The organism is Bartonella sp. CL434QHHD, from assembly GCF_042195145.1.
Lineage (GTDB): Bacteria > Pseudomonadota > Alphaproteobacteria > Rhizobiales > Rhizobiaceae > Bartonella.
The window spans coordinates 180,353-192,732 of record NZ_JBHINT010000011.1 but is presented as its reverse complement, the minus strand read 5'-3'; the positions used below and the strand labels follow the sequence as shown (position 1 = coordinate 192,732).

8 protein-coding genes are annotated in these 12,380 nt (G+C 37.0%); 4 read left to right on the top strand and 4 right to left on the bottom strand.

Annotated elements, in window-relative coordinates:
* The coding region (locus tag ACFILN_RS02155; protein WP_375670757.1) for a pertactin-like passenger domain-containing protein at positions 1-4,573 on the bottom strand (4,573 nt) is incomplete at its 3' end.
* A 572-nt stretch (positions 4,574-5,145) separates the two neighbouring features.
* On the opposite strand from ACFILN_RS02155, the gene ACFILN_RS02150 reads away from it, so the two are divergent.
* Complete coding sequence (locus tag ACFILN_RS02150) at positions 5,146-6,435, top strand: MFS transporter (RefSeq protein WP_273791063.1); 1,290 nt, start codon at positions 5,146-5,148, stop codon at positions 6,433-6,435.
* Here the strand turns inward: ACFILN_RS02150 and ACFILN_RS02145 are convergent.
* The 3 genes from ACFILN_RS02145 to ACFILN_RS02135 are packed head-to-tail and all read right to left on the bottom strand — an operon-like array spanning position 6,432 to position 7,310.
* Positions 6,432-6,695 (bottom strand): hypothetical protein, encoded by a 264-nt coding sequence (locus ACFILN_RS02145; protein WP_375663411.1) that lies wholly within the window; start codon positions 6,693-6,695, stop codon positions 6,432-6,434. The two genes, ACFILN_RS02150 and ACFILN_RS02145, sit on opposite strands and share 4 nt — an antisense overlap.
* Complete coding sequence (locus ACFILN_RS02140; RefSeq protein ID WP_375630745.1) at positions 6,685-6,864, bottom strand: hypothetical protein; 180 nt, start codon at positions 6,862-6,864, stop codon at positions 6,685-6,687. Before ACFILN_RS02140 ends, ACFILN_RS02145 begins: the two co-directional genes overlap by 11 nt.
* Positions 6,864-7,310 (bottom strand): DNA polymerase III subunit chi, encoded by a 447-nt coding sequence (locus ACFILN_RS02135; RefSeq protein WP_375654387.1) that lies wholly within the window; start codon positions 7,308-7,310, stop codon positions 6,864-6,866. The genes ACFILN_RS02140 and ACFILN_RS02135 overlap by 1 nt, the downstream gene beginning before the upstream one ends.
* Positions 7,311-7,708: 398 nt before the next feature.
* Here ACFILN_RS02135 and lptF point away from each other — a divergent pair, with 398 nt between their 5' ends.
* From lptF to ACFILN_RS02120, 3 genes are read left to right on the top strand one after another with little or no spacing between them, the layout of a single operon-like run.
* Positions 7,709-8,899, top strand: coding sequence for an LPS export ABC transporter permease LptF (lptF, locus tag ACFILN_RS02130; protein WP_273791066.1), 1,191 nt, complete (start codon positions 7,709-7,711; stop codon positions 8,897-8,899).
* A complete protein-coding gene (gene lptG, locus ACFILN_RS02125; protein WP_375670755.1) occupies positions 8,896-9,987 on the top strand; it encodes an LPS export ABC transporter permease LptG in 1,092 nt (363 codons plus the stop codon). The genes lptF and lptG overlap by 4 nt, the downstream gene beginning before the upstream one ends.
* The gene (locus ACFILN_RS02120; protein WP_375637387.1) at positions 9,988-12,348 is read left to right on the top strand and encodes an LPS-assembly protein LptD; all 2,361 of its coding nucleotides are present in this window, start codon (positions 9,988-9,990) and stop codon (positions 12,346-12,348) included.
* The last annotated feature ends 32 nt before the right edge of the window (positions 12,349-12,380 follow it).

Genomic DNA, 12,380 nt, shown 5'->3' with positions numbered 1-12,380 from the left:
CACTCAATTGTGGAGAAGGTTGTTCTTTATGAACTGGACGCACAATCATCTGATCGGCTAAAGAGTGAGAAGATTCTGAAATAGCAGTTTGTTGCTCTTCAGCAGAAAGAGGATGAGAACTCGCTGGACCTGAGACTTCAATAACGTGACTTCCAAGAGAGGAAACAGTTGGAGAAACAAAAGCTGGAGATCTTTGACTCAAGTTTTGGCGGTTTTTTCTTCGACGTGGCAATTTAATAGCATGCTCTTGTGATGCTGCAATCGTTGAAAGAGAAGAAACTGATTGATTTTGATTTAAATGCCGCACAGATCTGCTTCTACTACGTGGTAAACTGTTGAGAAATGAAACATTATCAATAAATACTGCAGATAAATACCAAACTTTTTCACCCCCATCCTCATCAATTCTCTGTTTTAAACCATACGTATAGGTTCCGCCATCAATAGTTTTAACATTTGCACCAGAAAAGCTTCTCAGGGTAAAATGTGCGCCACCACTTTGATCAAAAATTAAATCAAGTCCTGCTGAAGAAGGATCAACAATTTCAATACCAGAATCTACGACACTTATTGTATGAAAACCACTCCCATTCTCAATAAAGAGGTAATCACCTTTTTCTTCTGCAAGGCTAACATTAAAGTTAAAATGTAGACTCCCTGCTAGATTATCAATGTAAAGCTGAGAGTAATATAAATCATCTTCAAAAGAGGTAAAAATGACTTTTCCTACACCGCTTAACTGCTGAATGCGTGTACTTTTGTCGTCAAACCCACGAGCAACGGAGTATAATTGAGCGTCTTCTCCATTTAATTCAATGTTTTCTACTATAGTTTGTTGACCATCGTCTCCAGCATCAAGATGGAGCCCACCAAAATCCTGAACTTTTATTTCTCCTCCTAATATTGCACCAGGAGAAATCCATGAATTAGCATTACCTTCAATCGTTAGATTCTTTACAATTCCACCTGCATAGACTTCTTGAACACCACCAGTGCGTAAAATGACTGTATTTGCTTCACCTCCTGCTAAAACACGCTGCACACCCTCTGAAAAGATTTCAGCATTTACAGCTAAACCGCCGGCTTTTTCTGCAAAGTTATCATCATTAGGAAACCACTTAGCAAGAGTTTGTACTCCTCCACTCATCACTTTTGTTCCCACAGCCATCCCATCATCATATACATTCTGCTGTCCCGGCGTATCACCTTGACCATAAAGTGTCGTGTTATAAGCACTGCTCCCCACAATTCCACCATTTACATAACCATTTCCGAAAACAAGCTGCTCCCCACCATAAATTTCAGCTCTCAATGCGGTTCCTCCTCCCTCCACTCTTTGTTTTCCACCCTCGTAAATAATCGTAAATTCTGAGATCCCCTGTTCCCCTACAATCTCTGAACCACCATTTTCAATTGTTGTATTTTTACTGAAACCACCAGCTTCAACATAAAGTCTTCCTGATCCCTGAATTGTATTATTAATAGACTTCTTAAGAACACCTTGCTCTCCATCATCAGAGACATAAACTACGTTATCATCACCGAGCAAAGAGCTTTGTAGAATTCCTCCTCCTTCCCCAATGCTGTAATGAATTACATCAGAGATACTAAAATCTTTTGACGATGTCATATTTTCTTCTTTTTCAGGAAGCTTATCTATAGGCGACTCCACATGAGGTGAAGGAATTACAGGAGCAGAAGTTATTTGTGATGTAGCCAAAGACCAAGTCTTTCCCCCATTATCATCTTTTGTCTTTAAGCCATATATGTAGGCTCCACCATCAATCGTACTCGTCTCTTCACCAGAAAAATCTGTCAGAGTAAAATGCGCATTTCCGCTTTGAACATGAATTAAATCAAGCTCCAAAACTAAATTCTGATCTTGTAGAGGAGAATTGGTCATTTCAACACCAGAATCGATAACACTTATGGTGTGATTACCTGATCCTTGTTTTATCAGAAGATAATCACCGCGCTGTTCTGCAAAATTAGTATGCAACCTAAAATGTAAACTCCCTGAAAGATCATTGATCTCAAGTTTAGAGTAATGTGGATTAAACACGGTAGAAGTAAAAATAACACGACCATTCCCACTCAGATTCTCAATCAAAGAACTTTCACCATCTATATTAGAGGCAATCGCGTACAATTTTGTATCTCTGCCATTTAAGACAATTTTTTCTACTTCAGTACGAGATCGCTCAGCACCAGCATAAAGATAAATCCGTCCAGAATCATGAATCATAGTGCTTCCTTCTAATGTTGCACCAAAATGTAACCACGATTGTGCTTGATCTCTAATTATTAAATCCTTTACATAGCCTCCTAAATCTATTGCTTGGAAAGCATTCCCTTGTAAAAGAACGCCAATCGCGATTCCCCCCGCTAAAATGTGTTGCTCTCCACCAGAAAAGACCTTCGTATCAAATGCAAAACTGCTATAATCGTTTAGATCCTCTTCTACATAAAGATTTTGTATCCCTCCTTCCATGATCTTTGTGTTAAAAACCTCTCCATCATCGTACACATTCTGGTATCCTAGCACTCCATTTTTACCAGAAACGATAGTGTCATAGGCACTGCTTCTTACCATCTCACCTTTGATATCAGACTTTCCTGAAACAAACTGCTCACCACCGTAAATTTTAGCCCCTTCAGCTTTTCCCCCATCTTCAACCTTTTGTTGCCCACCTTTATGAACAATAGTATCCTGTGAAAGACCCTGTGTTTTAATAAGCTCAGTGCCACCTCTTTGAATTGTCGTATACAAGCTAAAACCACCGCTATAAACGGAAAGCTTTCCACCATCTTTAACTGTATTACTAATTGAAGTTTCTCCATTGCTATCAACTTCCTTGCTACTCGTGTCAAAGCTAGGATCTGCAATAGAAACAGTTGTTCCTTGATCAATTGTGAGTTCTGTAAGTAAATCACTTGATGAACCAGTATATGGTTTCAATACACTATCAAAAACTTGAGAAGTTGTCTCATCAATGGTGTGGTTTGCATCTAAGTACCAAACTTTACCAGTACCCTTATTGTTTCTATGTTTCAAACTGTACCGATAGGTTCCGGCATCAATAGTTCCGATTTTTTCACCAAAAGTGTTTGTCAGAGTAAAATGGGCATTTCCGCTGCGATCAGTAATTAATTTAAGCTTTTTGTAAGAAGAATTTGTAATTTCACGCCCAGAATCAGCCACACTTATTGTGTGAGAACCAGAGCCCCTTTTTTTAATCACAAGATAATCACTAAGCTGCTTGGCAAAATTGACATTAAAATCGAAATGTAAAGAACCTGAAAGATCATCAATATTAAGTTGAGAATAGAGCTTATTCGTCCCTAAAGACGTAAAAATAACTCTGCCACTTCCTTTTAAATTCTTAACATTAATCTCAGGTTTTTTGCCGTTATCTTCAGACGCAATAATGTATAGTTTGCTATCTTCTCCATTTAAATTAAGATTTTCTACTTCCGTAACAGCTTCACCATTCCCAGCATAAAGATAAAGACTACCAAAATCATGAACATTTGTATTTTCACCTAATATCGCACCAGCAAAACCCCATGACCTTGCTTGATGATTAATAGTTAGATTATCCGCATATCCAGAATCATATATATTCTGAATAGCTCTATCGTATAAAGTAACTTCACTCGCATTCCCTCCTGCAAAGATATTCTGCATACCATTTTTAAAAAGTTCGCTACTCAGTGCAAAAGCCCCCTCATTAATTGTAAAATCTTCATCTTCTGTATCGGCTGTATCAGCATCTTCTGAGAAGCCGTTATGAAAATTCTCTTCACCATCAAGATTCTGGACACCGCCTCTCATAATCTTTGTGTCAACAGCCATCCCCCCACTATAGACACTTTGTAGTCCTAGTATTCCATCTTCAGCATAAATTTCGGTGTTATAAGCACTACTTGCCTTATCTTTACGCAACAAACCAGATCCAAGACTTCCCTTACCAAAAATAATCTGCTCGCCACCATAAATTTTAGTACCTTCTGCATTTGCACCACTCTCAACAATTTGTTTACCCCCTTTTTTAACAGCGGCATATTCTGAAATGCTCAAGTTTTGGACAAACTCAATCCCACCATGCTCAATTGTCGTATCCCTGCTAACACTTGCTGCATCAATGTAAAGTTTTCCACCCTCCTGAACCGTATTATTGATAGAATATCCAGCGTCTTCATAATTAAAGCTATTTACTTTTTTACCAGAGTCCTCAGAATCACGGTCAGTAATATAAACGGCAATATCATCATAAATTATTGAATTTGTGAGTACTTCAAAGAATAGGTTTTCTAATCTCTTCCTCCCCTCTTCTGAAGGATTACTTCCTTCTGCTCTCTGTTTATTCTCTATCCTTTTTGATCCCCCCTTTTTTTCTTTTAATCCCCTTACTTCCGATAACAACTTTCTTGTCTCTTCTAGATGTTCACTGATACTTACTGGTGTTAATAACTTTTCTCTTGGTGTAGCTACTCCATCTGCACTCGCAATCTTGACAAAAAAAACACTGGTCATTAATGCATAAAAACTTAATTTCATTTTGCGGTGCATTATTCACACTCCATAATTTCAAATTTAAATTCCCCCATTTAGAAAAAAGTGCATAGACAAAAACAACACAACGTAATTGCTCAACCTCATGTCTTTTAAGATAGCAAAGCATACGATGGATTAAGCTCTGATAGACGAAATATACACCTTGTGTTTTAAAATACATACACAACTAAAAGATTTAATTTATTTTAGATACACTTTAAAAGTGTTGCAATTGCATCCATAAAAAATATTTTTAATATTTTGAGACACTAAATACTGATCTACGAATAAAATTGATCCCTTAATAGATAAAAATGGCATTAAACTTTAAAGGAAACAGCAATGTGAATGAGAGCTGCGTTTATAGCCACCTATTGCCATCTTCTACAGCATTTAAAGCAGCGTCTTTATTTTATTCATTTTGGATAATATCTAGAGCACTTATTCATACTCATCAGTCCATAATCATTGTTCTAATATATAACGAAGTGTCATAATATTGACTCGACACTGATTTGAAATTTCTATACTTATAGTCAGTTAACTCGTTATTTGATTTGTCATATACTGAAAGGGACATTCTATTCATGTCTATAAACTCAGAAATGAAAGCTACAAGCAACAGAAACTCCCCTCGTCGAATTTTATTTGCAAGCCTTATTGGACCAACAATTGAATTCTTCGATTTCTATGTCTTTGGCACTGCCGCAGCTCTTATATTTCCTCATGTGTTTTTTCCAACACAAAATGATCAGACTGCCATTTTACAATCTTTCCTCATATTTGGAGCAGCCTTTTTTGCCCGCCCTTTTGGATCAGTTGTTTTTGGACATTTTGGGGATAAAATTGGAAGAAAAGCAACACTTATTGCTTCTCTTCTCACAATGGGTCTTTCAACAGTCATTATTGGTTTTCTTCCTACTTATGAAATAGCAGGGTGGTTTGCCCCTTTCCTCTTAACCTTGTGCCGTATTGGACAGGGAATGGGATTAGGAGGAGAATGGGGAGGCGCTGTTTTACTCGCAACAGAAAATGCCCCTCCAGAAAAGCGCGGCTGGTATGCGATGTTCCCCCAATTAGGCGTTTCAATAGGTTTGTTTTTATCTATTGCTGTTTATTTAGCTCTGTTGCATTTCCTTGATCGTGCGGAACTTTTAGCTTGGGGATGGCGTATTCCTTTTATTGCTTCAGTTGTTTTTATGATTATAGGATTATGGGTCCGTCTTTCAATTAATGAAACTGTTCAATTCAAAAAAACTCTTGAAAGTAAAGAACATGTCAAAGTTCCTATCATAGATGTCTTTTTAAAATGTCCACGAATCCTATTTCTTGGAGTATTTTCTGGTATGGCAACTTTTGTTTTGTTTTACTTGGTTACTACATATTTGTTAAGCTATTCAACAAACCATCTGCAATTGCCATTTCATCAAGCTCTTCAAATCGAAATTGTTGGTGCTATTTTTTGTGGGATTTTTACTGTCATCACTGGAAAACTCGCTGACCGTATTAGACGTAGAACTTTGATGATTTGGATTACGATCATCACCGGTATTTATTCTTTCGCAATTCCTTATTTCTTAAATTCTGGAGTTATAGGAGTCCTTGCAATGTCTGTTATTGGTTTGTCTCTCATGGGAATGATATACAGTCCTCTTGGTGCTGTTTTGGCTTCACCATACCCAACAGCAATCCGATATACCGGTTCTTCTATCACTTTCAATTTATCTGCTATCATAGGAGCATCTCTCGCGCCTTATATTGCAGAATATCTGGTGCAACATTTCGATACATCTTATATCGGTTATTATTTGCTTCTTGCTTCTTTTATTTCACTGATTTGCTTCGTCGGATTTACAGATGATGAAATATCCAACTAAAATATAATAACGAAGAATAAAATAAGGACTGGCGGCAAAAATGCTGCCAGTTTTGTTTTTAAAGACAGGGGTTGAGGTATTTTCCACCACAATATTCCCGCAAAAAATGCACTCAAAAAGAAAAATAAAAAATCTGCAATATTACTCATATAAGCAACAGCAAACATTTTTGATAAGATATGCGTTGTCCCCAACCACGACACGCAAAAGAAGGACAACATCACAGCCCATAAAATAAGCAAAATTCGATCAATAATCATCATCATGGCGTTTCGTTTTTTTAATTATAGGCCATATCTTTAGCATGCCTAAAAGAAAAATCACAATAAAAACCCAACGCCCTCCCCCTGAACCTTCCGTAATAAAAAGTGCTGGATTTACTATTCCCAGCAATCCTATAAAAATCAGAGCAATAGATACGAGACGCATTAAACCTGTTTTTCCCAGCGACGATCTTCAGTCTGTTGCCAATACGTTAAATTATGATTTTCCATTTTATATTTTTTCCACTGTGCACGAACGAGATTCAACTGCTCTTCACTTCTACCATCAAATATCACGACAAGCCGTTGATAAGCATCAATATCCGAACAAACAGCTCCCTCTATGAGAAAACGAACCTTTGAATCATTCGGATTTTCTTGTCCTGTCGTCAGAAATACAGGCTGAAAGTTTGAATATTGATCACACTCCGTTCCATGTCCAATAAATGATTCATCAGCATAAACCCATAAATGTATATCTATAGAATCGCGTTGTTCTTTACTCACACATTGTATTGTTACTTTACCAAAACGAGCCAATGCACGCTCCACAAGCGTCGGCAAAATATCCTTCAGCGTTGACTTCGTCAAATGATAGAATAAAATATCCAATCTCTTAAGCCTTCATCATTCTTTATAAAAAAGCTAACATCTTTTTAAAAAAAACTTCTATATCTCTAATACAAAGGAAACGGTTCAAGATATAAACCCTCTTTTTTAATGGAGATGCATCATCTTTTTGCACGTGTCTTTAAAAGACAATAATTTTTATTTTCAACGTTAATAAAAAAGTTTTTTAAGTTATTTTCTAGATTCTTTGTAGACTATAGTTGAAAATAAAATATAATGTACGGAAAATTTAAAGAGGACCTCATAGGCAATTTGATATTATTTATTTGGTAAAAATATCCAATTCATGAAAGGATATTTTTTCAAACTTTATTACATTTTAACCGAAAGCAGTAAAAATATTTGCTATCGAATTAAAGACTGAGGATTTTCCCCAATTTATGCGTATTATTGAGTTCTACATCCTGAAACGTGTCCTTGTTTTGTTTAGTTCTGTCATGATTGCAGCAGTGGGCGTTAGTTGGACTATACAAATTCTTGCACGGATAAACTTTCTCACAACAAGTAAACAAACACTCCTCACAGTCTTACAATTTTCACTTTCATTGGTTCCTTCTGTTATTTTTCTTGTCATTCCATTTGCATTAGTGATCGCAGTTACAACCATCCTCTCAGCAATGCATCAAGACTCAGAATTTGCTGTCATCAATGCCTCTGGTTTTCCTAAAAGTACTGTTTGGAAACCTATCCTTCTTCTTGCTATTGTTGCATCCTGTATCTCCTTTTCTATAGCTAATTTTGTTGTTCCTCAAGCGCGTCTTCATATGCGACAAATGCTAGCAAGCGCTCATTTTGATCTTATTAATCTATTCATTAGTGAAGGGAGCTTTCAAAAACTCGCCAATAACCTTTACATAGAAATTGGCGAACGAAATCCAAACGGAACACTTGAACGCCTTTTCATTGCCGACCAGCGTGATCCTAAGACTGATCTTTTTTATTATGCAACAGACGCATCCATTGTGAGCAATAAAAACGGCAGTTTTCTGGTTCTCAATAACGGTGAAATAGAAAGAGTCAATCATCAAAATAACAGTGTTTCAATCGTGCAATTTAGCTCATATACTTTTAGCCTAGGAGAGTTTATCCCCAGTGATAAAACACCTACTCTTTATCCAAAAGATCGGTCTCTTTCTTATTTACAAAACCCTGACCCAAAAGATCCCTACTATCAACGAAAACCACTCCAATATAAAGCTGAATTTCACCGTAGATTAACACAATGGCTCTACCCTATTGTTTTTTCACTTATTGCATTAGCAGCGGCAGGGGATGTACGCTCCCATCGACAAGCTCGTCATTCCGCAAATCTCTCGGCAATTGCCCTTTCTTTTCTGGTGTATTGGATAGGATATTTTTTCGCAGAAAAATCAAAAAGCGATCTTGCATACGTTCCTCTCCTTTATATTATACCCATAGGAACAAGTGCATTTGTCTTTTTTATGCTTTTAACGAATCATAAAATTGGGCTTCCCACAAAAGTTAATGAGATACTTCAAATCGCTTTTCAAAAAATAATGAACAAATTTGAACAGCGAAAATCTCAAGATTCCTCGGATAAAATATCATGATTGGGTGGACACTTGGACGATATTTTTTTATACGGTATCTTAAAATAACTTGTTATTTCTGGGGAAGCATTTTTGTTCTTGCTCTTTTAATCGATTTCACAGAGAATTCCGGTAGGCTATCTTCCCTTCCGCATTATACAGCAAAAGATGCATTTTTCCTCTCTGCTTTACGCATCCCTTTTATCATGCAACAACTTATCCCTTTCATTGCACTCTTTTCTGCAATGGCAACGCTTATCTCGCTCAACAAAAAACTTGAACTTGTAGTGACTCGTTCAATCGGTGTTTCTGCATGGCAATTTCTTATGCCAGCTTGTTTTGGAGCTTTTCTTTTGGGATTATTTTCAATTCTTCTCATTAATCCACTTGCTGCATGGGGATTTTCTCAAGCAGAAAAAAAGATGACTGAATGGCGCAATCACAATGTACCAACACCTCTTCACAATACAAGTATCCACTGGTTAACACAACGTACAAATTTAGGCAGAACAACCATTGGCGCCAAATCTATCACCGATCAAGGACTTTCTCTTCTCGATGCAACCTTTGTACAATACAATGACAACGCAACCGTCAAAAATTGGATTAACGCCCCAAAAGCAACCTTGACTAATGGATTTTGGCTATTAACAAATGGAACAATCTATAAAATAGGGCATCCTCCTGAAAAATTTACCGTGTTGCAAATAAAAACCAATCTAAAACCTGAATTTTTAACGGAACGTTTAGTGAATCCCGCAACTATTCCATTTTACCAATTGCCAAAAAAAATTATGATTGCACGTTCATTTGGCTATTCTGCTAATAATTTTGATATGTATTTTCAATCTTTGATTGCATTACCGGCATTGCTTGTGGCAATGACCCTCATTGCAGCAACTGTATCTTTAAATTTTACACGTTTTGGGCAATCTAGAATGTTGATTCTTGGTGGCGTAATAGCTGGGTTTATGCTTTATGTTATTTCCGTACTTGTTCAAGCTTTTGGTAATGCTGGATATATTCCACCAATTATTGCAGCTTGGACACCCGTTGTTATTGCGTTATTCTTAGGAATCTCTTTTTTACTTCATAAAGAGGATGGCTAAGTGAAAGCATTAACACTTAAAAAAACTATTTTAACAAAATTAAGTGCTCTCGCTTTTAAAAGTGTTATAGGGGTTATTTTAGGAAGTGCTTTGTCTTATTGTGCGCACGCTCAAAGCCTTCTATCTCCTTCTCAAAGTCGCATTCAAAATCCGGAACCTCCTCTTTTGCTCTCTGCGGATGAACTCATCTACAATCGTGATGAAAACACTGTTTCTGCACACGGTAATGTTCAAATCGAATATGATGGCAATAAAGTTGTCGCTCAAAAAATTATTTACAATCAAAAAACAGGACGGCTTATAGCACAAGGGAACGTTGAAATTACTCAAAAGGATGGTAATAAAATTTATTCCAACCAAATTGATATGACCAAAGATCTTGGCGAGGGTTTTGTAAACGCCTTACGTATTGATACAGCCAACAATGTTCACTTTTCAGCCCAAAATGCTACACGCAAACACAACCACATAACAGTCTTTGAAAATGCAACCTATACAGCCTGTGAACCTTGCTCTTATAAACCAGATCGAGACGTCCTATGGAAAATTAAAGCAAGAAAGATCATATGGAATAATAGCATCAAAAAAATTCGGTTTGAAAATAGCAGTTTTGAAGTTTTTGGTGTACCGATTATAAAATTTCCAAATTTTGAGATCTATGATCCAACTGTTAGGCGTGCTAGCGGTCTGCTTACTCCTCATTTTTTTTATACTGATTATCTCGGTATGGGGATAAAGAATTCTTATTTCTGGAATCTCGCCCCCCATTATGATTTTACCCTTTCTTCTACGGTTTATACCCAACAAGGGCTTTTAACCGAAGGGGAATGGCGTCAGCGTTTAAAAACGGGACGTTATAACATTCGCTTTGCTCATATATATCAAATGAAACCGCATAGATTTGATAATGATACGATTGATGCCCAACATAAAAACCGTTATATGCTGGCGACAAAGGGGGATTTTCGTATTAATTCACACTGGACTTATGGATGGGATATTCTTGCACAATCAGATCGGCATTTTAGTCGTGCCTATAAACTTGAAAACTATAACAATCCTACACAACTTTCTCAGATCTATCTGAATGGTCTTGCAGGAAAAAATTATTTTGATATGCGTTTTTATCATTTTAAAGTTCAAGATTCAATATTGAATGATCCTCATTATGAACGTCACTCTCGGCAAGCGTGGGTCTTACCACACATCGATTATTTTTTCACACCAGATGAACCCATTTATAATGGAGAGCTTACCTTCCATAGTAATATGCAATCAGTTTATCGTCGCCATGCTGACTTCAGTTCACCCGACCAGAACGGAAACCCTCTCAACACAGTAAAACTTTCTGGTATGGCTGGAAATAGTTTGCGTTTAACAAACGAGCTTCAGTGGAAAAAGCGCTTCAACACGCACAACGGACTCATCTTAACCCCTCTTCTCTCTCTACGAGCTGATATCATTACAACCAATGCAAGAGAAAATCACACAGATTCTATAGAAAACAATGCCTTATCCGCAATTCATGGTTCAGCAATTCGTGGCATGGCAACAGCAGGGTTGGAACTACGCTATCCCTTCCTCATTACAGCCGATCATTCTACACATATTATAGAACCAACTGCACAAATTTTTATACGCAATAATGAACAATATATTGGACAAATTCCTAATGAAGATGCTCAAAGCTTTGTCTTTGATGCAACCACTCTCTTTCAACGAGACAAATTTTCTGGTTATGATCGTGTAGAAGGCGGTACAAGAGCCAATATAGGTATAAGATATTCTGGAAGCCTTAATGATAATTGGTCTCTTTATGGTCTCATTGGACAATCCTTTCATCTAGCAGGAAAGAATTCTTTTGCAGAAAAGGACTTTATCAATGTCGGTACTCATTCTAGCTTAGAGGCAAAACGTTCAGACTATGTTGCAATGTTTGGTACAACCCATAAAAGTGGTTTTTCCTTAGAAACGCGTGGACGCTTTGACAAAAAAACAGGAAAAATCCGCCGTAGTGAAATCGAAGCATCACAAAAATGGCAAAATTTTTGGGCAGCTCTACAATATGCCTATATCGCAAAGCAACCAGATTATGAATATTCTCAAGAGCGCCAAGAAATTTCTTTTCAAACAGGACTTAAATTGGCAGATTATTGGTCCATTAATAGCAACGCCGGTTATGATTTAGTATCTGGTACATTTATAAAGCGAGGAATTAGCTTGAGTTATATGGATGAATGTTTCGGGTTAACATTCGGTTATCAACAGGTAACGAATCCAGGCAGGAAAGCACCCTTGCAAAACTTTAATTTCTCTCTTTCATTGCGTACGATTGCAGATATCGGAAAAAAGATAGATTAATTTATAAAGGGAATGTATCAGTCATTTAACTT

Coding starts and splice junctions, on each gene's coding strand:
- ACFILN_RS02150 (WP_273791063.1), top strand. CDS start 5,146: ATGTCTATAAACTCAGAAATGAAAGCTACAAGCAACAGAAACTCCCCT.
- ACFILN_RS02145 (WP_375663411.1), bottom strand. CDS start 6,695: ATGATTATTGATCGAATTTTGCTTATTTTATGGGCTGTGATGTTGTCC.
- ACFILN_RS02140 (WP_375630745.1), bottom strand. CDS start 6,864: ATGCGTCTCGTATCTATTGCTCTGATTTTTATAGGATTGCTGGGAATA.
- lptF (WP_273791066.1), top strand. CDS start 7,709: ATGCGTATTATTGAGTTCTACATCCTGAAACGTGTCCTTGTTTTGTTT.
- lptG (WP_375670755.1), top strand. CDS start 8,896: ATGATTGGGTGGACACTTGGACGATATTTTTTTATACGGTATCTTAAA.